At 40.2% G+C, this 25,020-nt stretch carries 20 protein-coding genes, 1 pseudogene and 1 other annotated feature; of the genes and pseudogenes, 18 read left to right on the top strand and 3 right to left on the bottom strand.

What is annotated here, in order from left to right:
* Nucleotides 1-262: 262 nt before the first annotated feature.
* Nucleotides 263-2,158, bottom strand: coding sequence for a S41 family peptidase (locus JCM10596_RS15625; RefSeq protein WP_148302617.1), 1,896 nt, complete (start codon nt 2,156-2,158; stop codon nt 263-265).
* Nucleotides 2,159-2,312: 154 nt separating this feature from the next.
* Nucleotides 2,313-4,067 carry a S41 family peptidase gene (locus JCM10596_RS15620; protein ID WP_025027940.1) on the bottom strand — a complete coding sequence of 585 codons (1,755 nt, stop codon included), beginning with the start codon at nt 4,065-4,067 and terminating at the stop codon, nt 2,313-2,315.
* A gap of 393 nt (nt 4,068-4,460) precedes the next feature.
* On the opposite strand from JCM10596_RS15620, the gene JCM10596_RS25895 reads away from it, so the two are divergent.
* The 18 genes and pseudogenes from JCM10596_RS25895 (at nt 4,461) to JCM10596_RS15530 (ending at nt 23,704) form a co-directional block, all read left to right on the top strand.
* On the top strand, nt 4,461-4,964 hold the full coding sequence (locus tag JCM10596_RS25895; protein ID WP_234410531.1) for a TetR/AcrR family transcriptional regulator: 504 nt from the start codon (nt 4,461-4,463) through the stop codon (nt 4,962-4,964).
* Nucleotides 4,965-5,108: 144 nt separating this feature from the next.
* Nucleotides 5,109-6,461 (top strand): MFS transporter, encoded by a 1,353-nt coding sequence (locus JCM10596_RS25890; RefSeq protein ID WP_034681499.1) that lies wholly within the window; start codon nt 5,109-5,111, stop codon nt 6,459-6,461.
* A 114-nt stretch (nt 6,462-6,575) separates the two neighbouring features.
* The gene (locus tag JCM10596_RS25885; protein WP_234410530.1) at nt 6,576-7,316 is read left to right on the top strand and encodes a helix-turn-helix transcriptional regulator; all 741 of its coding nucleotides are present in this window, start codon (nt 6,576-6,578) and stop codon (nt 7,314-7,316) included.
* A gap of 35 nt (nt 7,317-7,351) precedes the next feature.
* Complete coding sequence (locus JCM10596_RS30880; protein WP_267879706.1) at nt 7,352-7,483, top strand: hypothetical protein; 132 nt, start codon at nt 7,352-7,354, stop codon at nt 7,481-7,483.
* Nucleotides 7,480-8,331, top strand: coding sequence for an NAD(P)H-binding protein (locus tag JCM10596_RS15600; protein WP_025027939.1), 852 nt, complete (start codon nt 7,480-7,482; stop codon nt 8,329-8,331). Before JCM10596_RS30880 ends, JCM10596_RS15600 begins: the two co-directional genes overlap by 4 nt.
* Nucleotides 8,332-8,596: 265 nt before the next feature.
* Nucleotides 8,597-10,717, top strand: a complete 2,121-nt coding sequence (locus tag JCM10596_RS29795) for a right-handed parallel beta-helix repeat-containing protein (protein ID WP_025027937.1) — start codon at nt 8,597-8,599, stop codon at nt 10,715-10,717.
* A gap of 57 nt (nt 10,718-10,774) precedes the next feature.
* A complete protein-coding gene (locus JCM10596_RS25880; protein ID WP_051541345.1) occupies nt 10,775-11,056 on the top strand; it encodes a type II toxin-antitoxin system PemK/MazF family toxin in 282 nt (93 codons plus the stop codon).
* Between the two features lie 47 nt (nt 11,057-11,103).
* Nucleotides 11,104-11,367, top strand: a binding site (T-box leader).
* A gap of 63 nt (nt 11,368-11,430) precedes the next feature.
* Nucleotides 11,431-13,115, top strand: a pseudogene (locus tag JCM10596_RS25875) (2-isopropylmalate synthase).
* A gap of 13 nt (nt 13,116-13,128) precedes the next feature.
* The gene (locus tag JCM10596_RS15575) at nt 13,129-13,665 is read left to right on the top strand and encodes a DUF7010 family protein (protein ID WP_025027935.1); all 537 of its coding nucleotides are present in this window, start codon (nt 13,129-13,131) and stop codon (nt 13,663-13,665) included.
* Nucleotides 13,666-13,708: 43 nt separating this feature from the next.
* Complete coding sequence (locus JCM10596_RS15570; RefSeq protein ID WP_025027934.1) at nt 13,709-16,438, top strand: winged helix-turn-helix domain-containing protein; 2,730 nt, start codon at nt 13,709-13,711, stop codon at nt 16,436-16,438.
* Between the two features lie 142 nt (nt 16,439-16,580).
* Nucleotides 16,581-17,498, top strand: a complete 918-nt coding sequence (locus JCM10596_RS15565; RefSeq protein WP_025027933.1) for an NAD(P)-dependent alcohol dehydrogenase — start codon at nt 16,581-16,583, stop codon at nt 17,496-17,498.
* 131 nt (nt 17,499-17,629) lie between these two features.
* Complete coding sequence (locus tag JCM10596_RS15560; protein WP_369345656.1) at nt 17,630-18,241, top strand: DUF421 domain-containing protein; 612 nt, start codon at nt 17,630-17,632, stop codon at nt 18,239-18,241.
* Between the two features lie 12 nt (nt 18,242-18,253).
* Nucleotides 18,254-19,567 (top strand): chloride channel protein, encoded by a 1,314-nt coding sequence (locus JCM10596_RS15555; RefSeq protein WP_025027931.1) that lies wholly within the window; start codon nt 18,254-18,256, stop codon nt 19,565-19,567.
* Between the two features lie 120 nt (nt 19,568-19,687).
* Nucleotides 19,688-20,392, top strand: coding sequence for a response regulator transcription factor (locus JCM10596_RS15550; RefSeq protein ID WP_025027930.1), 705 nt, complete (start codon nt 19,688-19,690; stop codon nt 20,390-20,392).
* Entirely contained in the window at nt 20,389-21,321 is a 933-nt protein-coding gene (locus tag JCM10596_RS15545) for a sensor histidine kinase (protein WP_025027929.1), read from the top strand. Before JCM10596_RS15550 ends, JCM10596_RS15545 begins: the two co-directional genes overlap by 4 nt.
* 140 nt (nt 21,322-21,461) lie before the next feature.
* A complete protein-coding gene (locus tag JCM10596_RS15540; RefSeq protein ID WP_369345655.1) occupies nt 21,462-22,385 on the top strand; it encodes an ABC transporter ATP-binding protein in 924 nt (307 codons plus the stop codon).
* A complete protein-coding gene (locus JCM10596_RS15535) occupies nt 22,378-23,136 on the top strand; it encodes an ABC transporter permease (RefSeq protein ID WP_025027927.1) in 759 nt (252 codons plus the stop codon). The genes JCM10596_RS15540 and JCM10596_RS15535 overlap by 8 nt, the downstream gene beginning before the upstream one ends.
* 211 nt (nt 23,137-23,347) lie before the next feature.
* The gene (locus JCM10596_RS15530; protein ID WP_025027926.1) at nt 23,348-23,704 is read left to right on the top strand and encodes a putative zinc-binding protein; all 357 of its coding nucleotides are present in this window, start codon (nt 23,348-23,350) and stop codon (nt 23,702-23,704) included.
* Here JCM10596_RS15530 and JCM10596_RS15525 read toward each other — a convergent pair.
* A complete protein-coding gene (locus JCM10596_RS15525) occupies nt 23,701-24,996 on the bottom strand; it encodes an MFS transporter (RefSeq protein ID WP_025027925.1) in 1,296 nt (431 codons plus the stop codon). The two genes, JCM10596_RS15530 and JCM10596_RS15525, sit on opposite strands and share 4 nt — an antisense overlap.
* Nucleotides 24,997-25,020: the final 24 nt, after the last annotated feature.

Genomic DNA, 25,020 nt, shown 5'->3' with positions numbered 1-25,020 from the left:
AATCATGCGCCACCTATTCGATGAAAATTCGAAATAGGAGGCGTTTTTGTTTTGGATAAGCGTAAAGGCAAGAAGGTAAGACAAAAAGAAAGGTAATGAGTTAGTTAAAAATGTAAACACTAACGCTCCAGCAGATGAGAACCCACTCATTTGCTGGAGCGTTTATTTTGTTATAAGCATGCTTTTTCCATTTATCTAATCATCAGGTTCTATATAAAAGTGCTAACCTTAGCATACATGATTCAGAGATATTAATTCAGATTTATTTCTTATCTTTAATTACTCTAATAGCCGCCTCAATGTACTCATCTCGGCCTTCCTTTACCGCCTCCAACGTTCTCTCCACTGGCACAGTGGGAAGAATTCCTATATTATGATGTTGTGAACCATCATGCTTTCTTACTTTCAGCCCTGTCCAGTTTATTTCAAGTTTTGAAAATGGTAAGATGAAGGGATTAATATCACCATTAGCACCCGCTGATGGTTGACCTACAATGTCACCTAATCCATAATGTTCTACCATGCCTAAAAATACCTCTGGTCTACTTATCGAACCACCATAGGACAAAAATACTGCCTCTCCAGCAAATGTAGTTTCTAAAGGTTCTAGAGCCCAACTTTCATTTTTCCATTGTAATGATTCTTGATCTGGATATACAGCTAAAGGCACCTCAAATATGGGTGAATAAACCTTATCTTCAATCAGATGCTGAATGACTAACCTACTTAGTTCCCAATTTGGATATAGTCTAAAATCATAAATAATACCTTTTGCTCCTTGAAGTTTCTCTATTTTTTCTAGATATTCTGTGGCAGAAGCGCTTTCCATATTCACATAAAAGATACCTGGTTCTAGCTCATATATAGCAGATGTAGGAAAATTAAAATCATTTATTGGCTGCACATTTTCTGAATACTCTATGTCTAATGTAATCTGCTCTCCATCTCTTTCAATGGTTATTTTTGCCGTTTGATTAAGTCTTCCCATCATACTCATTTTTAAAGCAAAGTACTCCTTAAACTGAGCAGACCCTGATACCCGTTGTTTCTCATCTTCAAGAAGGTTAATCATATCTACTCCGTTTATGCTGACAATGACATCCCCTTCCTTAAGCTTACTCATCCCCTTCTTGATGCTTGTCACTACAACCTTATGCTCCACTAGATCGATGCGAAAGGGTAGATAGTTCTTATGTCTTCGCTTACTTAGATTCATAGCGTGTCCATCTTCCAATTCCGCCAGAAATAGATCTATGATCTTGTTAAATTCACTTCTCTCTGAAGCATGATAGGCTAGGTTTAAATACTTTGATAGCACTTGTTCCCAATCTGCATCCACTTCCTCAAAATATGGATAAAAATGCTGAAAAATATTCCAAGAATAAATGATATCGGCTAATCGATCAGCTTCTAGATTATATAATCCAAGCTGAAATTCATTCGATTCTAGAAGCATTTGTTGTAGATGATCGAGCTTATTCTTGGAATCAAAAGTTGTACCGTATGTCCCATTTTCATTTTGATAGAGAATTAAGGGGATTTTCACCAATAAATCTGTTCCGATCTCCTTTGTCAAAACTGTATCTGAATCAAGCTTTTGCTCAGATATCATAATATAATGATTTTGTTTGCTTTTTACCTTATTACTATAATAGGGAGGGTTCAAAAGCCCAACACCATAGTGCTCCCAGCCCACAAGCTTATACTCATCACGATTATCAGGCTGGTGCAGGTTAGATATAGGTTCTTCTCCCTTAGATAAGATTTGAATTGTGGGAGCTATGGGCTTAAATAACTGCAGTAACACTTGTTTTAGCTGTTCTGTATCCTCTGCTCTTCTTACCTGCTCGATTCCAAAGAACAAAAATGAATCCCATGATATAGAAGAGGCTTCATCACTTGGATGGAAGTAACGAACATACCCATATAGCTTTGCGAAGATACGTATATTTTCTAATTGTTGCTCAATTGATATAGTGATTTCATCAAGTTCATTTAAGTTAGTCAAACTATCGTATGTATACCATTGTTGTTGCGTATTCTCTGTTGAGCCTGGCTCCTCCTTATTTGTGACTATACTAAAAGTGTATAGACCACCTAAAAGTATAAGTAATAAAGCAATAGAGCCACCCATGAATATTATTTTTCTGTTTTTCAACTTCGCTTCCTCCCTAACCAGCTTTCTATCTAAACGAAAAAGATAAATATTAGCTATTTATAAATATTCTTTTAAATTGTCTAATCCTTAATGTCCCTAGGAACGAGATTCCTATTATTCACTCTGATTCCCTAGTAGATCATGATCAGGATGACTACTTCTCGTTAATAATTTCAATAGCTCGTTCAAGCACTTCATCTCTACCTTCTTTGACCCCTTGAATCGTTGGTTTGACTTCAATATCTGGAATAATCCCGATTCTTTGTGTTTGACTCCCATCAGGGTTGTACATACCATTGCCTGTCAGCGTCGCTACAATACCACCAGGAAGAGGAACTAAAAAGACTTCCCCATTAGCTGCAGCTGTTGTACTCCCTATTACTGTCGCCTTAGGGGCTGTTCTTAGTAGCATAGCTAACGTTTCAGCTGCACTTATCGTTACTTCATTTATTAGAATGACAACATTTCCTTTATAGTAATTTTCGTTCTTCTTTCCGTATCTTAGTTTATCTCCTTTATATACTCCAGGATTTTGGATACTCCCATTTGCGAACTGAGCATATTTTTTATTAGTTGGAAGTAAATAAGTACCTAAGGTATAAGTAGCTATGTGGTCTATTGGATAACCCCTTAAGTCAATGATCATTCCATTGGTATCTTCGCTTTCTTTTATAACTTCAGGTAGGTGCTCTTTCTCTAGTGAACCAATGTAAATGTAAGCAATATCAGAATCGATCTTCTTAAAATAATCTTTCTGATGGTTATACTCTGCTATGTTAAATTTGTTAAAGTAATATGTATTTATCGTGGTTTGCTGAAGCTTATTATCACGGATGAATTCAATGTCAATCGTCTCATCGTTTGATCGTAGTAGCTTGTCAGATAAATACCGCAATAGAGTTGGATAATTAGATGCAGGTATGTATGTCTGTTTTTCTTCTATTATTTCTTCAATCCTCTTACCATTTATTTTGGTTATCACGTCTCCTACTTTCAAGCCAGATTGTTGGCCCATCAGCTTATCGTAGTAACCAGTAACAACTGGCTTATTTTCCACAAAGGTTAGAATCACTGGTGCATAAAGCACTCCCCAAAACTCTTCAATCTCAAAAACATATAATAATGCATCAATCTCAGAAAAATCATATAATCCAGCATGACTGTCTTGAATTCTTGCAATCATTTCCAGTGTGGTCAATTGGTATTCCTGTTCATTGGCAGCCTCTATGAATTTAGGAATAAACTCTACCAGAACATCATCCCAGTTCTCATCGATGAGATATTTATAGGGGAAATAATACTCTATAATATTCCAATAGCGGAATAGACACAACAGGCGATATTCAACTTCTGGAAACCTCATTTCAGCATATGGGTTCTCATTGTCAACATTTGGCTGTTTAAAAGGGTGTTCCAATGTAACATAGTGGTTCTTATTGCTCCTTTTTGCCTCCTTAAGGCCTGTTAATTTTTTTACTAATTCTGTATCTAAACCTGACGTTGAAATCCATTCTAGGTTAGGTTGCTGTTTATAATCCTCTGTCTTGAGCCCTGCTACCGAATTTGCCAACTTCCCTTTCTTCATATATTCTCCTAAACCATCTATCCACTTCGTAAATATACGGTCTCTTTCTTTTGCGTTCTTTGCTTGTATAATCTGTGGAATCATATTCACCAATTCTTGATCCCAATCTATTTCTCCTTTTGCCACTGTAGGATGATAGTATTTCAAGTAGCCCCATATCTTGCCGAGTAAAGCTAAATTATTTTTCTTTTCTTCAGTAATTTTCATTTCCTCCCAGATGATAGGTTCTGCTGGCTTCTCTTCTTGTACACTCTTTGTTGGTGTACTATGTATACAACCAGGTAACAAGCTTAGGATCAATACAAACACCAATATTCTCTTCATTATGCCCCCGCCTTCTATAAAAAGTTAGTGTGATAAAACTCTTAAGTGAATAAACTACTATTTTTTGCTAGAGTTTATTTCTTTAATAGAATAACAATTCCTAATCTATAATACAATAATAACCATAATATTAAAAATGTTGATCTAATTACTATTTAATGTTAACTTCATATTATATTACAAAATATATAACCTCACGTAGATTTCTATTTGTAAACTAAAGTTTTCATAGGTGGTTCCCCCTTAATTAAGAAGGGATAAGAACTGATGAGGGATAATAAATTCCGAGAATCTTTTTAATTGATTCCAATAAAAAAAGTTATTTACATATAATAGAATTTGATATAATATGTCAGTAAGTACTGACGTTCATGGTGTGGAAAGGGAGATAATATGCAGAAGAACCTGAAAAATGATACTTCCGATAAGATTATGCTAGCCGCTATTGATCTCATGGCAGAGAAGGGATATAACGGAGTAACAACTCAAGAAATAGCTGAGAAAGCCGGGTATAGTGAGAAGACATTATTTCGGCATTTCAAAAATAAGCTGAGTTTGCTCGAATCAGCCTTCAAGCGATTTCATTATGCCGAAGAAATGAAGATACTATTTGAGAACAGGATTCAATGGGAGCTTTATTCAGATTTATTGATGATCTCTCGAAGATATCACGACATCATGTACCAGAATCGAAAATTAATTATGATTTCATCCAAGGACGGCGGCAAATTTCCTGGTTTTCGTGAACAGACTCACCAACATCCGCAGCAGCTTAAAGTGCTGTTGACTGATTACTTTCAACAGATGATGCTTAAAGAGAAAATGATTCAAACGGATGCTGAAGCGATGGCTCTGGCATTTATCTACATGAATTTCGGTGCAGCATGGGGAGAATGAACGAGGACCCGATGCTTCAGAATATGTCATTCGATAGATTCATTGAAGGGAATGTGCAGTTATTTACTAGGGCTTTAATGTCCTAATTTTTTTACCCATTATGTCAGTTAGTACTGACGGTCAAATAAGAGAGGATGATTTTGTATGGAAATGAAGTTAGAGAAGCAGGTTGCCAATAAGCTGATGTACGTCGTCATGGTTACTTTGGCTCTATCAGCGATGAGTGTGTTGATGTTTAGCCTCGTTCTTCCGCAAATTCGTGAACAGTATTCCATTACCAATGCGCAAGTAAGTTGGGTGACTTCGGCATATACGCTCATTTACGGGATTGGAACTGTTATATATGGGAAGCTGGCAGATCGTTATAAACTAAAAAATCTAATTACGTTTGGGTTACTACTGTTTGCTTTGGGATCAGTGGTAGGTTTATCCGCCCAAGCGTTCTGGATGGTTCTTGCGGGAAGGTGCATACAAGCAATTGGAGCTGCTAGTATTCCTGCCTCTGCGATGCTGATACCCCTACGTTACTTTCCTCCCGAAAGCAGAGGCACAGCCATGGGAACCGCATTCATGGGGTTGGCAATAGGCAGTGCACTTGGACCAGTGGTATCTGCGTTTGTATTGAGCGTTATGCACTGGAAATGGCTGTTTTGCTTTCCTTTTGTTCTCCTTCTTACACTTCCCTTCTATCGACGTTATTTGGGAGATGACCACGGATCTCCAAGCAAGATTGATTGGCTTGGCGGTGGTTTGCTCGCAGCTGCGGTAACCTTATTGCTGCTCAGTATAACATGGGGAAGCATTTGGTTTGCAATAGGAGGGCTCATTGCCCTGATGTTGTTCATTGTACGAATTCGTTCCACTATAGCCCCCTTTGTTTCGCCAGATTTATTTCGCAATAGAAACTATACACTAGGAGTCACTGTGACTTTCCTGATTAGCGGGCTCGGCTTCTCGATTCATTTCTTAAGTCCTCTGTTATTAGCACAAGTCAATGAGCTCTCTGCAAGCTGGATCGGATTTGCTCTTGTCCCAGGAGCTCTCGCTTCTGCGCTCTTGGGTAGGAAGGGGGGAAGAATGGCTGATTTGAAGGGAAATTCATACCTGTTTTTTATCGCATCCGGTTTACTACTTAGCTGCTTTGTCTTGTTGTCCACATTCATTGGGGTTTCAGCCATTTACATCGCCCTTATATTAATCTTGGGTCATGTAGGTTTAACCTTCGTCATGATTGCAATGTCGAACGCGATCTCTATGATGCTGTCAAAAGAGCAAAGCGGAGTGGGAATGGGGCTACTCAGCATGTTGAATTTCATTGCTGGAGCGATGGCAACGGTTATTTACGGTAAATTGCTAGATCAAGGTCGAGTTAATCAATGGAATCCGGCTAATTTCTATGACACAGGAGCGGTCTACAGTAACATTTTTCTGGTATTAACAATTGTTCTTGCCTTGATTGTAAGGGTGTATTATCACTATTTTAAGAAGTATGCGTGATGAATATATGGTATTAACAATATTTTTTGAATCCTGACATACATTATGTCAGGATTAATGTAATATGATCAAAATAAGATGACCCAAGGTTCATCAACAAAGGAGAAGATTGCCATGAGATTGTATCGTTTGCTCGGCATTACATTGGAGTTGATGGCTAAAAAAAGAGTGACCGCCACAGTATTGTCCGAAAAATTTGAAGTGTCTGTTCGCACGATTTACCGTGATGTCGAGTTGATTAATCAGGCTGGGATTCCTGTTGCTTCTTACACTGGAGCTGATGGAGGCTTTGAGCTGATGAACGGTTTTTTTCTCACAAGGCAATACTTTTCTGTTGATGACTTGTCGGTGATCTACACGCTTTTGAAGGCGATGGAGGCTTCGATGGGATCCGCTGTAAATACGGCTATGCGGAAGCTGACCAGTTTACACCCTGATCTGGAAGAGGAAAGCCATAAAACAGTTATTCTCAGCATGAGCGTTCCGGAGAGCGAACGGGAAATTAATCAGCGTTTGTTTTCGGCGATCAAGCAAAACCTTGTGGTAGAGATCAACTACACGGATGCTTCTGGCTCGACCTCACAACGTAGCGTTGAACCCCTAAATCTGCTTTGGGATAAAGGGGCTTGGTATCTGGAAGGATACTGCCGTTTGCGTCAAGGAAAACGTTATTTTCGCGTGTCGCGAATCGCCCAACTCACCGTGTCGGCGTTGACCTTCGTTCCTCGTATAATCCCAGATGAGGCGCAGGAAGAAGAGCAGGGAATACCGGTTTGCCTACGCTTTGATTTGTCGGTGAGTACGCGTGTTTTTGAGCAGTTCTCTGGCGAATCTGAGTATCAGGGAGATGCGTAATAGTACGGACCATATTTTATACGAAGGAATATGCATTGTCGGTCATCGCTAGTTATGGAACGAAGGTTGAGATTGTATCACCGAATGAGCTGTATGATGAATTCATTGCTCATATTGAAGCCATCAGACAGCATCACAAAAAGAAACGAGGAGGAGATGAAGGATGACGATATTGGTAACAGGTGCGACAGGAACGGTAGGAAAGCATGTCACGGATTTATTGATGAAGAGAGGGGTGTCTGTTCGGGCATTGTCGCGTAATTCAGAAACTGCCAAGACAAAGCTACCAGAAGGGGTAGAGATCACGGAAGGAGATTTGATGAAGCCACAGACGCTTCATCACGCATTTCAAGGGGTGGAAGCAATGTTCCTGATTACTAGTAGTGACCAGCCTTATGCGGATTTAAATACTGATCCTGAGATCGTGTTTTTGGCAGAAAAAGCCGGAGTGAAGCGAGTTGTTGTGTTGGTCGGTTATGAGGAAGGACCAGTTGAGGAGAAGCTACGTGCTAGTGGAATGCAGTGGACGCTGGTGAAACCAACTGAATTCATGGCAAATGCACTTGAGGACTGGAGTGAGATCATTCGTGAGGAAGGGGCTGTACGGGAGTATTGTGGAGATGCGCTAAGTGCTAGAGTGCACGAAGGGGACATTGCTGCTGTTATTGTCCAGACGCTGCTAGAGGATGGACATCATGGTCAATGCTACCCGCTTAGCGGACCTGAAGCATTAACTCGGAAGGAAGCGGTCTCCACCATTGCCGCTGCAATTGGAAAAGACATTTCATTCATCGAATTATCGGAGGAGGAAGCGCGGCAACAATGGCGAGACCAAGGGTTTGATGAAGAAAATATTGAATTTTTTGTGGAGATGGGGAAGAACACGCCCGAAGCTGGCTACATAGTCCTTCCGACTATGGAACAGGTGCTTGGCAGACCAGCTCGGAGATTCGCTGAATGGGTGGCTGAGCATCGAAATGAATTTTTATGTTCAGTTGGCTGCAAAAGGCAATAGCGTTCAATATACTCCACTTGCAAAGAAACAATTGCGATAGTTATGTCCTCGATGTCTGATATGTCCCTATTTGTGAATAAGATAAGAAAGAAAGTTATACTAAGCTTAGCAAAAAAATATCTCCCTTCTGGCATTTACGTCCACATCGTTGGACGTTTTTTTTTTAGTCCAAAAATATTAGATGAGGTCAAGCTAGCACAGGGGAAAAGCATCATAGAGAAGGATGTAATAAAAAATGAATGAGAAGGAAAGGTGGTAGGGATTTATGACACAAAATGAAGGATGCTTTGATCCAAGAGTAGGGAATATGGAGGAATTAGGGACAAATCCGAGAAGCTTAACCACAACATTGATTGAGAGAGGAACTAATGTAAAGGATTTTGGTGCGAAAGGAGATGGGGTAACAGATGATATTGAGGCTTTCAGGGCAGCCGTAGAAGCAACGCCAGCAGGAGGAACGCTTTATATACCTCCTGCTGACTTCTTCTATTTATGGAACCCAGAGCGAGGACATAATGGTAAGAGAAGTTGCTTGGTTATAGATAAACCCATGAGAGTCATTTCTGCTGAAAATGCTTTAATTAAGTACGCAGATTTGGCAAAAGGATTCGTAGGGGATAGAATTTCTTCGCTTATTAGAATATCTTCTTCTAGTGTAACGCTGAATGGATTGCAAATCAATTGCAATACAGATAACTTATATTTAGAAGAAGAGATTGTAGATGAAGAAGATGATGAAATAGTAGATGGAGAAGAAGAGATTGTAGAGGAAGAAGAGGATGAAGAAGAGGAAGAAGAAGAAAAGGAAAAATACAAATATTGGTTTGCATCAAAGGATTCAAAGGGAAATATGCCTAGTGTTAAGCCAATCCGAACAGATATTATCCTGGTAGATGGACAAGCAAAAGGGTTAAAAAATATTACCATTAAAAATTGCCAATTTGAGCAAGGGCATACTGTTGTACGATTTCTTGGAGCTTTTCCAACAGGGTACGATATGACCAATGAACCAGACGACAATGTGATTACGGACTGTATCATTCATCACAACACTTTCGAAAGATTCCGTGGAAATGCTATAAACCTCTCAGGTGGTGTACGGAGAATAGTAGTGTCAGATAATAGGTTTTTGAATGGGTACTACCATGCATACAGAAATTACTGGGTTGCAGAGAAATGTATAGTAAAAAATAACTATTTCTATAGAGATTTAAAGGAAATGCTGGACTGGTACAGCAAATATGACAACCGATTTTATACTAGTAGCAACCCTGATGCATCCCTTTATCATATTGTACGTGGTCATCTACGAATAGGGGATGGCAGACAAAAACTAGATGATGACCGAGTACTGCGTGACATACAAGAAATCGAAGTATCTAATAACACATTTGTAGAAAAAACAGAGGGAGTTGATCAAGCTCTAAAGGACAAATGGAGCACGGAGATAGCAAATATTCAAATTGTCGCAACAAATGGGGGACACATTATCAAAAACAATACAATTTTAGGTGGGGCATATGGAATTGCGTATAACATATCTGAAGGCCCCCAACCAAAGACAACAGTAATCGAAAATAATTATATTAAAGATACGTATAAAAAGGCAGTGGATACTAAGTGTATAAATCCAGTTGATATAAGGATAAGAAATAATACGGTTTTAAACTCTGGTGGTACGGATCTCGAATACAACGAACCTACACCTACGCTTATCCTAGCCGCAAATAACAGCAGCCAGTATCATAAGAACATTGCTAAAGTAGTTTGTAATGGAACGAATGATCAAATTACAATTACAAAAGCTATTAACGAATTTTTTCCTAGTGGAAACGGAAGAGTCATGTTTTTATCTGGTACTTATAAAATAGATGATGTCATGCAAATACACCCCAAAAATATTATTTTAGAAGGGCTAAGCCTAGGAGTAATTTTTGAGAACAGTACTGTCAGAGGGCTTAGTTTTCGGAGCGAGAATGGAGCAATCAAAAATATTACTTTTAGGAATACGATGAGAACCTCTGGAAGACAAGCCCTTGAAGTGAGAGGTACCAAAAACGTGCTAATTGACAATATTATTGTCGAGAATTCAGATATTGGCATCGTTATACGCGGTATGATTGACTTAAAAATAGTAAACTCTACCATACAAAGCAATAACACGGGTGTCCGATTCTACCTAAATAATAATGGGGACTCCAATATTAACACTTTAGTAGCTAATTGTACGGTTAGAGGAAATATACTTGGATTTAATATAACGGAGGAAGCACGATTTACATTAGTGAATAATTGTCATTTCATCAACAACACAACAGCACATATTAGTGGGAATGCAACTACCTCTATTCTGGGCACAAACTTCTTTAGTACTAATAGTCAATAATGTATGCAATATTCCAGTATTTTGCCCTCAGCCTAACTAAAGGTTGAGGGCTTTTCTATTTTTTATGAACAAGCAGGAACAAGACCAGCCATTGTTTTAAGCCCTGAGTCCTTCAATCGAGTGACGGGTTTTGCCGTAGTATGTCCTATAACTCGACAACAAAAAGGTTATCCTTTTGAAGTAGTCCTACCAAAAGGAGAAGTGATAGAAGGGGTCATTCTGACAGATCAAGTAAAAAGCTTGGATTGGAAAGCACGAGAGTTCAATATAAAAGGAAAAGCGCCTGAAAAAGTGATTCATCAATGTCTTGAGCTTATACATACTTTTATAGACTATTAAAAAAACTTGACAATTTCAAATATTTATATTATCTTAATGTCTAATATTAAAATACTATGAAGAGGAATAGTAGAATTTTTTAAGCGTGCAGAGAGCTGTTGGTTGGTGCAAAACAGTCGTAAGAAAAATTTGAACTCGCCTTGAAGTAGCTTACTGAAATGAAAGAAAGAGTAGGTGGAGACGGGATCTGCCCGTTACAGCAGGAGGATATGAGCGGATGAAGATCCCTTGTATCTGATAGAGTGCACGCCTTTTTTGGTGTGAAATCAGAGTGGTACCACGTAGGACAGCAATAGCCTTTCGTCTCTTGAACAATAGAGACAAAAGGCTTTTTTTTATTTTATTCATACTAGATACGAAAGGATGTTTGTTAAATGAAAAACGTTGAAAAGTATACGAGAGGTTACTTTATGCCTCCAGTAAAGTGCATGAAATGGATGGACAAGGAGTATATTACCGAAGCTCCCATTTGGTGCAGTGTCGATCTTCGAGATGGAAACCAAGCCTTGGTTGTTCCAATGAGCCTAGAGCAAAAGTTGGAATACTTTCAATTGCTAGTCGAAATTGGCTTCAAGGAAATCGAGGTTGGTTTTCCAGCCGCTTCAGAAACGGAATATGCTTTTCTCCGCACACTTATTGAACAAGACTTAATTCCTGACGATGTCACGATTCAAGTCCTGACACAATCTAGGGACCATATTATTCGTAAAACCTTCGAATCACTTGTGGGGGTAAAAAATGCTGTCGTTCATTTGTACAACTCAACCTCTGTAGCCCAGCGTGAACAAGTTTTCAAAAAGTCCAAAGAAGAAATTATCGAAATCGCAGTAAATGGTGCAAAGTTATTAAAGAAATATGCGGCTGAAACGGAAGGAAACTTCAAATTTCAGTATTCACCAGAAAGCTTTACAGGGACAGAAATGGAATTCGCCCTTGAGATCTGTAATCGAGTGCTTGATGAATGGCAACCTTCTCCAGATAACCCGGTCATTATTAATCTTCCTGCAACAGTTTCACATTCGATGCCTCATGTGTACGCTTCACAAATTGAGTATATGAGTGATCATCTCAAGTACCGAGAACATATTACAGTATCCGTTCATCCGCATAACGACAGAGGAACAGGGGTTGCGGATGCAGAGCTAGGACTCCTTGCTGGAGCAGATCGAATTGAAGGAACTTTATTTGGTAATGGAGAAAGAACAGGGAATGTTGATATTGTGACATTGGCTCTGAACATGTTTTCTCACGGAGTTGATCCGAAACTTAATTTTGAGAATCTTCCTGGTATTGCGAGGGTCTATGAGCGTCTTACTGGAATGGAAGTGGACGAAAGACATCCTTATGGAGGAGAACTGGTCTTCACAGCCTTCTCTGGATCTCATCAGGATGCCATCGCCAAAGGAATGAAATGGCGTGAGGGAAATGAAAACCAATATTGGAACGTACCTTATTTATTAATTGATCCACTGGATATTGGAAGAGAGTATGAGGGAGATATAATTCGAATTAACAGCCAGTCAGGAAAAGGCGGGATTGGGTATGTCCTTCAGCAAACGTATAGCCTTGATCTTCCACAGGAAATGCGTGAAAGCTTCGGGTATAGTGTGAAGAATGTATCTGACCAATTACACAAAGAGCTTATGCCCAATGAAATCTATGATATTTTCGTCAAAGAGTATGTAAATATTAATGAACCAATTGAATTTATGACCTATAAAAGCAATCCTCAGGACCAGTATCGAACGATTGTATCCGTTCAAATAAAGAATGAGATTCAGCAATTTGAAGGAACTGGAAACGGTAGCTAGATGCCATAAGTAATGCTATTCAATCAAATATGGGCATTCATTATACAAATTTAGTATATAAGGAGCATGCTCTTGAAACAGGTTCTGCCTCTCAGGCTGTAACGTATGTAGGAATCACTTCACAGGAAGGCACTGTCTATTGGGGTTGTGGAATTGATATAGATATTATGACATCCTCTGTCAAAGCTCTATTTAGTGCCGTAAATAAAATGATAGGAAGCAAGGAATTGATAGGATTGAAGGTTTAGAGGAGGAAAAGAGTTGGGAATTGATGAAGCAAAAAGATCAATAGCGATAGCAGCCAAACGAGGAATTCCTATGATCCTCTCTGGAAGTATATTCTGGTTACTTGTGGGAGTTCTCTCTCTCTTTACGTCCCACAACGTACTATCCCTTGTTTATTTATTTGGTATAGGATTAGTTTTTCCAATCGGTATTCTTCTATCTAAAATATTGAAAATAGACTTATTCTCAAGTGGAAATCCTCTAGGTACGCTGGGAGGAATCGTTGGTGGAGTTCAACTATTTTTCGTCCCTATAGTTATCATGGTTTATTTACACCAGCCTGCTTGGATTCCCTTTGTGATTGGAGTCTTAACAGGTGCTCATTTTTTGCCTTATGCCTGGATTTATAATAGTAAAACGTATATCTTTTTAGCTGTAGGAACAACAGGTGTGGCTTCGTTCACTGGCTTCTTCCTTTTAGATAGCTCATATACCGTTATTCCTTTCGGTATCGTTATAATTTATCTTTTAACTATACTAGGATTAATAAGAGAGAATAAACGAGACAGGTAGATGGGTAATTGATGGAGGAGTGCTCTGATGGTATACTATATCTATGAAAATACCGATCTTATCCACTAAACTATATATCGCTCCGACTCGATCTGTCATTGTATCTCGTCCTCGCCTGATCGAGCGATTAAATAAGGATCTGCACCGAAAACTGACCCTTATTTCTGCTTCTGCTGGTTCTGGAAAAACCACACTGGTCAGCCAATGGATTGCTGAATGCGAACATCCAGTGGCTTGGTTGTCCTTAGATCAGGGGGATAACGATCCAGCACGATTTTTAACCTATTTTGTAGCTGCATTACAAACCATAGAGGAGAATACTGGAGTAAATCTGACTGGAATGCTCCAATCTCCTCAACCACCTTCCATTGAATCCATAATTACATCCCTTCTTAATGAACTGAGCATGATTCCATATCACTTTTTTCTTGTCCTTGATGATTATCATGTGATCAATGCTGAGCCAGTTCATCATGCCCTTACTTTCTTACTTGAGCATATGCCGTTACGGATGCACCTTGTCATTGTTACCCGAGAAGACCCACCTTTGCCCTTAGCACGGCTGCGTGTTCGTGATCAATTAAACGAACTGCGTATGTCAGATTTGCGTTTTACCCTGCCAGAAGTAACTTGTTTTCTGAATCAAGTGATGGACCTACCTCTCTCTTCGAAAGAAATAGCTGCATTGGAAAACCGTACAGAAGGTTGGATTGCTGGACTGCAATTAGCTGCTATTTCCATGCACTCGATGCAAGGTCAGAAAAGGGATCAGTGCTTCGACAGTTTCATTCATTCCTTTACTGGGAGGCACCATTATGTACTGGATTACCTAGTGGAAGAAGTCCTGCACCAGCAGCCGGAACCTGTGCAAAGCTTTTTGCTTCAGACCTCTATCCTAGATCGTCTGCATGGTTCGCTTTGTGATGCGATTTTGTATCAGGAAAGAGAGGATCGAGAGAATGAGGAAAAATCGGTTTCTGCTCCTTGGATGAGTGGACAGGAAACGCTTGAATATCTTGAGCGTCTAAACCTGTTTATTGTTCCCCTAGACAAAGAACGTCGCTGGTATCGTTACCATCATCTCTTCGCTGATTTGCTTCGACATCAATTACAACAGAGGAGTGCTTCATTACTCAGAGAGCAGGAGAGAGGGATAGCTGAATTACATCTGCGAGCAAGTACATGGTTTGAAAACAATGGTCTGGAAATGGAGGCTTTTCATCATGCTACGGCTGCCCATGATATTGAACGGGCAACACGACTGCTAGAAGGAGGAGGGACTCCACTTCATTTTCGCGGTGCGGTGTATCCTGTCCTGCGTTGGTTAGAATCCTTGCCGCCGATCATCTTGGATGCGAAACCCGCGTTGTGGGTGGCATATGCCTCAGTGTTATTGTTTGCCAGCCAATTATCTGGAGTGGAACAGAAGCTACAAGCTGCTGAAGCTGCTCTTGAAGGTACTAAGCTAGATGAGCCAACCAGCGATCTAATAGGGCATATTGCTGCCATACGAGCGACGGTGGCAGTTAGTCAGCATCAAGCGGAAATGATTCAGACTCAGTCACATCGTGCTCTGAAGTATCTACATCCTAACAACCTGCCTGTTCGAACGGCTACCACTTGGACACTAGGGTATGCCTACCATCTACAGGGGAAGCGTGCTGAGGCGAGTCAGGCTTATACTGAAGCCATCTCGATCAGCCGGGAGATTGGTCATTTCATTATTACGATTATGGCGACCATCGGGTTAGGTGGAATACAGGAAATGGAAAATAAGCTTGATCTAGCTGAACAGACCTATCAAGAGGTTCTTCAATTAGCAGGGGACCCGCCGTTACCTGTTGCCTGTGAAGCGCATCTTGGACTGGCACGTATCTACTATCAAAGGAATAACTTAGCTGCCGCTCAACGACATGGGCAACTAAGCCTTCAATTGTCAAAGCAGATCGAGCATTCTGATCGATCCTCAGCAGGTGAGATCTTTCTTGCCCGCTTGAAGCTTACTCAAGGAGATCTGTCTGGGGCAATGTCGTTTATAGCTAGAGCAGATCAATTTGTGAACCAGTATCAGTTTAAGTATCTTCTGCCCGGGGTTGTCGAAACACAGGTGCTTATTCTGCTTCGTCAGGGGAGCTTAGAAGAAGCTCTTCGACTTGCTCAGACTCACCAGCTTCTTCTAAGTGAAGCACGAGTATACCTTGCTATGGGAGATCCAGCTACAGCGTATAGGATTCTAGAAGCATGGCATAGTCACGTGGAAACAGAAAGATGGGAGGATGAACGACTTAAGGTGATCATTCTCCAGGCGCTTGCTCTCCATGCACAGGAGGAGAAGGAGAAGGAGAAGGCAGTACAACGATTGAAGGAAGCATTAAGGATGGCTGAGTCAGGGGGATTCATCCGTATCTTTGTTGATGAAGGGCTCCCGATGATGCAGTTATTGTCCGAAGCAAAGGCAGAGGGTGAACTGCCCAGCTATGCGAACACATTACTGGCTGCAATAGAAGCTGAAAAGCAACAGGAGGAAGCTACATTAGATGTAAGGGCAGTCAGGAATAAGTCAATAGCCCCTCCATTTATTGAGCCGTTAAGTGAACGTGAGCTTGAAGTATTACAGCTCATCGCTCAAGGACTCTCGAATCGAGAGATTGGTGAGAGGCTTTTCCTTGCTCTAAGTACGGTTAAAGGACATATCCGCAATATTTTTGATAAATTACAGGTCCAAAGGCGAACGGAAGCAGTAGCCCGTGCCAGGGAATGGGGATTACTATAATTCCCCCCATCTCATCTTTCGTTACCGTCTACCCCTGTGAGAATCCTGTAAACCTATTTAGGAAAAACAATACTTAAGTATCTATACATGCTACTCTGGTACAGCTATGCTTTGAGTAGAATAGAAGTCGAGGAGGATACTCATGAAAGCGATTGTCTGCACAAAATACGGAACCTCAGATGTACTCCAACTCAGGGAGGTAGAAAAACCTTCTCCCAAGGACAATGAGATCTTGGTCAAAATTCATGCAACAACCGTAACATCAGGTGACTGTCGAGTTAGAAGCTTCAATAGCCCTCCCTTGTACTGGATTCCTATGCGAATTGTCTTAGGGATTAGGAAACCCAGAAAACCGATACTGGGTGTAGAGTTGGCTGGGGAAGTTGAAGCTGTAGGTAGTAAAGTACAACGATTTAAGAAAGGTGATCAGGTTTTTGGCTTAACAGGATTTCGGTTTGGGGCTTATGCCCAGTATACATGCCTTCCTGAGAACGGAGTTGTAGAGCTAAAGCCAGCCAATATGACATATGAAGAAGCGACTGCTCTTCCATTTGGTGGAACGACAACCTTGCACTTTTTTCGAAAAGGAAAGATTGCACAGGGACAGAAGGTTCTTATTTATGGAGCTTCTGGAGCAGTTGGGACATCGGCGGTACAGCTTGCTAAGTATTTTGGAGCAGAAGTAACCGGGGTATGTAGCAGTACAAATATAGATTTGGTGAAATCTCTAGGAGCTGATAAAGTGATAGATTACACGAAGGAGGATTTTACCAAAAGCGGGGAGCGTTATGATCTGATTTTCGATGCTGTAGGAAAGATTTCTAAGTCACTGGGCAAAAAAGCTCTATCTCCAAATGGAAGGTATGTTACCGTTGATGGACAGGGGGTCGCTGAGGAACGTACGGAAGATTTAATTCTCCTCAGAGAGCTTGCTGAAAAGGGGGAGATCAGAGCGGTTATAGATCGCCTTTACCCATTGGAGCAAATGGCGGAGGCGCACAGTTATGTTGAAAAGGGACACAAGAAGGGCAATGTCGTGATTCAAGTAGAACAAGAGTAAGAAATAGTCAAATAGAGAGAGATCCCCAGGCTGAATAAGTCTAGGGATCTCTTTATTATGAGGTTTTTGATGCATATTTTGAGATTTATTAACAATGCTAAGAGAAGGAATTTGGATAAGGAGGTCTTGATTTGGAGTTGGATTTTCATTTTATATGGAAGGCGATTGTGATTGTTCTTGGTGGAGTTCTAATATTGCGGTTAGCTGGTAGAAAATCGATCTCTCAGCTGACGGTAGCACAGACAGTGATGATGATTGCTGTGGGTTCATTAATTATTCAGCCAGTTGGCGATCGAAATATTTGGATTACACTGATCATCACCTTATTAATGGTACTTACCCTTATCCTGATCGAATACATTGCTTTAAAATTTGATGCTCTAGAATCCTTTTTTTATGGAAAAGCACTACTCGTGATCGAGAATGGTCAGCTAAATAAGAAGAACTTAAGAAGATTACGCTTAACTGTAGATATGCTGGAGGTGCGAATGAGGCAGAAGGGCATTCAAAAAATCAGTGATGTACAGTGGGCTACGATCGAGCCTAACGGTCAATTGGGCTATATGCTTAAGCCTGAAAAGCAATATGCCACAAAAGAAGATATTCACATGCTCCTCTCTTTTCTTCAAGCAAGTAATCAGATGGTCCAAGTCCCTGTTCCTCAACCAAACGAAGCAGATAACTTTTTTACAGAAGTGAAAAACCAAAAGCATGTAGTAGAACCTCCAGAAAACCTGAAATGAGGCAAAGAACCGATGGATATTAAGACAAGATATACACATTTTTTTAAGGTGCTTGGTCAATGGGTATTGTATGGAAGTATCATCGGTTTTGTTGTAGGGTCGACAACAGCTCTTCTCTTAGAAACGAACGATTTATTAGGAGAAACACGAGAAAAAAATGACTGGCTGATCTTCCTTCTCCCTCTTGGAGGAATTGTCATCGGATACCTCTATATGCATTATGGTAGAGCGTTTTATAACAACACATTAAGTGATGCTGCGGAATTAAACAATTTAGTAATAGACGGGGTTCATGGCAAGAAAAAAATTCTGCGGAGAATGGGACCCATTGTGTATCTTGGAACCTTTATCACGGTTTTGTTCGGAGGTTCAACAGGAAGAGAAGGAGCCGCGATTCAAATGGGCGGGAGTGTGGCTGAAGCGGTCAATCGTTTTTTTAAGGTGCACCTATTGGATACAAGGATTATCCTCATGAGCGGCATAAGTGCTGGTTTTGGAGCAGCATTTGGAACTCCTATCACGGGTGCTGTTTTTGGCATGGAAATGACAGCACAAGGAAAAGTAAAATTTGAAGCGATCGTGCCTTGTCTTGTTGCTAGCTTTGCAGGTCACTATACAACGGAAGCTTTCTGGGGAGTCGGACATGAAAAATTTCTGATAGAAACAGTCCCGCAGTTATCTATCCTGACATTTACCAAAGTGCTTCTATTAGCTGTCTTGTTTAGCTTGCTAAGTATTTCCTACTGTCAGGTAAGGCATGGAATCCAAACGCTTTCTGAAAAATATTTTCATAAAAATCATATGAAGAGAGCCTTCGTTGGCGGAGTGATCATTATTGCTCTCACGTTATTAGTTGGTACGAAGGATTACAATGGTCGAGGCTTAGATATGCTGGAGCAATCATTTAAAGAAGAAGTACCTCCCTATGCCTTTCTGGCGAAGCTAGTCTTTACTGCTGTCACTCTAGGAAGTGGCTTTGTTGGAGGAGAAGCCATCCCTTTGTTTTTCATGGGAGCCACATTAGGGAATGCTTTGTACTCTTTTATGGACTTACCTCTCTCTTTTCTCGCTGCTCTGGGGATGGTTGCCGCTTTTTGTGCTGGATCGAATACCCCTATAGCCGCCTTTTTGTTAGCCTTAGAAATGTTTGATGGGAAGGGAGTAGAGTATTTTTTTATTGCTTGTGTCGTTGCTTATCTCTTTTCAGGACATCATGGACTATGGGCTTCTCAAACGCTCTATGAGCCGAAGAGCAGGCTTTATCAAATTGCAAATGAAGAAACCATTGGGAATATAGAAAAAAGAAAAAGCAATAGGTGGAGCTAAATATCATGAACTTGAACTAAAAATTAGGTGTGATTATAACGCAGAAATGCCGTTTTTGATTGTATAATGAGGGATATTAAGAGCTTTGCTTTGCAGAGGAAAGTGTGAAGGAGAAGAAGGATGGCTGCCAATATACTAATTATAGAAGATGATCTGGAGATTCAAGAGCTTATTGTGACATGCTTGAACAAAGAAGGGTATCGTACGCTCTCTTCCTCCAATGGGGCAGAGGCACTTGAGCAGCTAGTAAAAAACTCAGTTGAGCTTGTCATTTTAGATCTTATGATGCCCAAAATGGATGGATACGAGGTATTGCGTAGAATTCGTGAAATATCCAGCATCCCTGTCTTGATATTGTCTGCAAAGGGTGAAGAAATGGACAAAATGCTAGGGCTTGGTCTTGGGGCAGACGACTATGTGACTAAACCTTTTGGACTTGGAGAATTGACTGCTAGAGTAAGGGCAATGCTAAGAAGATATCTACAATTTAATAACAGTATTTCCCTTACATCTTCTATGATTAAGAGAGGCGACCTCACATTGAATAAGCAGACATACGAGGTCTTTGTCGGTCCTTCTAAAGTAGAACTAACAGCTAAAGAGTTTGACATACTGACGCTCTTTATGACTTACCCATCCCGTGTTTTTACGAAATCACAAATATATCAAGCGGTGTGGAAAGAAGATTGTCTAACAGATGAAAATACGGTTATGGTCCATATTCGTCGTTTGCGTAAAAAAATAGAAGCTGATCCATCCCATCCTAGATATATCCAGACCGTATGGGGGATTGGGTATAAGCTTGGTGAGGCTGTGAACGAATGACGGGGGCTTTTTTGATCTTGCTGCTGCCAATGCTAATTCTCTTTTATCTGGTCTGGAGGTTATGGAATATCAAACGCCAGCTAAGAGAAGCTGTCAAAAGAATTGAAGAGATTCGAGCGGAAAATAGGAATCAGCGCATTCGTTTTCCAGAGATGTATCTGCCAATAAGTGAGCTTGGAGGAAGCTTGAATCGTCTATTGGATGATTTTAATCGAAACCATGAGAAATTAAAGTTGTTAGAACGAGAACATAAGAATATGATTGCCCATATCTCACATGATTTGCGTACTCCTCTAACATCCATGCTCGGTTATATTGAATTGATCCAGCAGGATCAAACGGTTGGGGAAAAGGAAAGGCAACGTTATCTTCAAATCGTCGCTTCAAAGGGAAATAGCTTGGATCTATTTATTCGAGAGTTTTTTGAACTATCGAAGCTTGAAACTTCCGATGTTCCGTTTGATCTTTCTAGAATCAATATTAGTGAAAAAATCCAAGAGGTGATTGTCACTTTTTATCAGCAGTTTCAAGCTGTACATATGACACCCTGTTTTCAATTCCCTTCCCCTCCTGTCTATGTGTGGGGAAATGCCCAAGCCATTGAGCGAATGTTTAATAATTTGTTTTCTAATATTTTGAAATATGGCACAGATGGAAGAACATTTGGTGTTAGTGTTTGGGAAGAGGACAAGTGGGTTCGAATTGATGTGTGGGATTGTGGACGGGGAATTCCTAATAAGGATTTACCCTATGTGTTTGAACGTCTTTATCGAGGGGATACACGGAGTAAGAGCGGAAGTACAGAAGGGAATGGTTTAGGTCTTGCGATTGTGAAGTCTTTAGCAGAAAAACAAAAAGGCAGTGTTGAAGTGAACAGTATTCCGAATGAAAAGACTTGTTTTTCCGTGCGCTTGCAGAAAGCTTTATAAGCAGACAGAGCCATAGATTTTCATATGGATTATGAAAGAAAACGGATGTAAGAAAAAAGTAAGAAATAATTCATTGGAAAGTAAGGCTCTCTTTATATAATGAAAACCAGCCTTTAAATAAAACGAAAGAGGGGTTGGTAATGGTGGAAGAGGTTTTGAAAACAACAAGCCTTACTAAACAATATAAAAAGCGTACTGTTGTTGATCATGTTAGCTTCTCCGTAAAAAGAGGAGAGATCTATGGTTTTCTAGGGCAAAATGGATCGGGTAAAACAACAAGCTTGCGTATGATCATGGGCTTGATTCGTCCGACTTCAGGTCAAATCGAGCTTTTTGGGCAAGAGATAACTGAGGGAAAGCGAGCTGTTTTTGAAAGGATAGGCTCCATTATTGAAATGCCAGGCTTTTATCCCAATTTAACGGCAGTCGAGAATTTAGAGATTCATCGTAGGATGATGGGAATGGGCAATAAGGAGTGTCTAGAGGAATCACTTGATCGAGTGAGGTTGCTTGGTGCTAGAAATGAAAAGGTAAAGAATTTTTCCCTTGGGATGAAACAACGCTTAGGCATAGCACGAGCGCTACTCCCTCGTCCAGAATTGTTAATATTAGATGAACCGACCAATGCCTTAGATCCGATTGGGATTAAAGAAGTGCGTCATTTGATTACAGAGCTTGCCTTGTATCAAGGGATTGCTGTTCTAGTATCAAGTCATATCTTAAGCGAGATTCAACAGATTTCTACCAAGATAGGAATTATTCATAAGGGAAAACTAATAGAAGAAATTGATCAGGAAGCATTGCAATTAAAAAATAAACAGTGCATCGAGTTCAAGGTTAGTGATGATCGCAAGGCAGTGATGCTATTGGAACAGAAGCTGGGCATTCACGATTACGCTGTACCAGAGCCAGGTGTTATTAGAGTGTTTGAACAGTTGACGAAATCAGCACTCATGAATCGCCTCCTTGTCCAGCAAGATATTGATGTACTGGAAATCACCATGCAACGGGAAACCTTAGAAGATTATTTCCTAAGCATGACTGGGGGTGATCGAGATGCTTAACATCCTGTGGACAGAGCTCCTTAAATTAAAGCGAACGAACCTCCTATGGTTAGTAATCATTGGTGCTATAACGCCAGCACTATTAAACTGCCTTGTTGAAATAGAGCATCTGGATTGGGAGAATTTTCTCCAAAACAATCTGATCTTCTACACTCTTTTAACAGGATCGGTGATGTTTGCTTTAATTGGAGGTTATATCGTTGCACGTGAATTCATAGAGAGGACAGCAAATCAGCTATTTGCTTATCCCTACCATCGTTCACTATTGATGATGGGTAAATTCATGGTCATCCTACTAATCATCTTGATCATGTTTTTGGTGAATTTTTTTGTGGTTATTCTCTCCGGAATGATGATTGGAGAAGAGCCTTTATCTACAGAGATTCTGTGGAAATATGCTGGTATCTATGTCTGGATGTTCGTTTTACAAGCCTTGTTGATTCCGATGATCATGACGGCAGGTATGGTTGGTAAGAGCTATGTTCCGCCTATTGTACTTGGGGTCGTAGCCTTACTGATTAGCATGATGGTTTTTAGTGGGGTTGAGGATGAGAACTCAACTCGTATTTTATTAGGCAGCTATCTTCCATTTGGTGCTATGGTTGTCCATATGTCAGAATTAATGGGGAATAAAAATGTGGCTTCGGGTGTATATCTTCATGCTTTATATCCCCATACGCTCGTGTTTATCTTATTTTTTATCTTTAATGCCGTTTATTATTCCAAAGCGGAGATTCATAGTGGGTCTTAATCCCATGTATTCATTATTCTATTATATAAATACTGATAATAGTAACAAGATATGAAGTTGACGTTCAATAGTCAGCTTCTTTTTTTTTGGTTCTTTGGCTTTTTTATAAAAGATAAGAAAGTGTGCCTTAAATAACAGACAAAAACGTAGGGAGTGTGTAAGATCAGTAACAATACTGTGATATAGAGGAGAGATAAGAATGAGTGCAAAGCTGAGCAAAAATGATTTACCGCTTGTTTATTCCTGTTCCGGATGTTCTTCCGCGGCACAAACAGCAAATAGTATAGCGATCAAAATGGATCGGGAAAAAATAGCTGAGATGTCCTGTATAGCGGGGGTTGGTGGAGATGTCAAACCCTTAGTCAGAACAGCAAAATCAAATCGAGAAATTATAGCTATAGATGGGTGTCCCTTGTCTTGTACCAAAAGTTGTTTAGCTAGACATGATGTTTCACCTAAGCATCATTTCGTTTTAACGGATTTTGCTGTTCCAAAAATTAAGGGAGAAGATCCTGATCCTGTTCATATATTGAGTGTGTACAACCAGATCTTAGAACAGATCAGTTAGCATTTGATACCAGAATTTTTTCTGGAGTACCAATACCAGCAAACAAATAAACTAATCACATAGTAGGTAATAAAGATATAGAGGGCAAGGTTAGCTGTCCCCGTTGTTTCGATAGACCAGCCAAAAAGCTTCGGGATGAAAAAGGCGCCATAGGCTGCAATGGCAGCTGTAAATCCTAATACGGGAGCGGCTAGCTTTGCTTCAAAGATAAAAGGAATCATGCGGAAGGTTGCCCCATTCGCAATTCCAGCTCCAGCAAAAAGGAGTAAGAACAGAATCAGAAAGCCTAAGAAATAGTGAGTATTTAAGAAATAAACAACACCAGAAGTAGCTATAATCATGCTCACAATGACCCAGAATGTTACCTTTGACCCACTGTTTACCTTATCCGATAACCATCCTCCAAAAGGACGAATGGAAGCTCCAACAAGAGGCCCTAAGAAGGCAAATTTCACTGCATCCACCTCTGGAAACTCAGAGCGAATCAAAAGTGGAAAAGCGGCGCTGTAGCCAATAAATGAGCCGAAGCACATAACATACAGCCATGTCATAATCCAAGTGTGCTTATATTTCAGAATCGAAAGCTGTTCCCTTACGCTTTGCTTGGTATTAGGTAAAGTATCCATTTTGAATATGGTTAGTAAAACAGCTAAGATGATAGGAATAACCCAGACAAAAGCAGCATTTTGCAAGAAAATTTCAGTACCGTCTGGAAGAACTTGAGCTCCTCCTGTCATTATCCCAATAAATCCAACTCCGATAACGATTGGCGTGACAAACTGAACTACACTGACCCCGAGATTTCCAATACCAACATTAATTCCATTGGCTGTTCCTTTTTCTTTCTTAGGGAAAAAGGGATTAAGTGTTGCTGTTGATGAAGACAAGCATCCTCCTCCAAGTCCACATAGGGCAGCTAAAAGCACAAGGACAGAGTAAGGGGTTTCCGGATTTTGAACGGCAAAACCAATTCCAATGGCAGGGATAAGCAAGACACTAGTACTAATGACTGTCCATCTTTTTCCCCCTACTAATCCAGGCATAAAGGTGTATACCAAGCGGAAGGTAGCTCCTACTAAGCCTGGTAAGGCAGCCAACGTAAAGAGCTCATTTTTGGTTAAGTTAAAACCTACATCATTCAGCCTAACCGCTACGACTGACCAAATTTGCCAGACGATAAAAGCTAAAATAAGTGCAAAAACAGAGATAAATAAATTTTTTCGCGCTATTTTCTTTCCTTTAGTTTCCCAAAAATGAGAATCCTCAGGATTCCAATCTTGAATTTTACTCATGTTATGATTCCTCCTGTACTGTGA

It is taken from the genome of Caldalkalibacillus mannanilyticus JCM 10596, assembly GCF_000615945.1.
GTDB lineage: Bacteria > Bacillota > Bacilli > Caldalkalibacillales > JCM-10596 > Bacillus_AT > Bacillus_AT mannanilyticus.
Note: the sequence above shows the minus strand (reverse complement) of the source record. Positions and strands in the feature narration are given on the sequence as shown.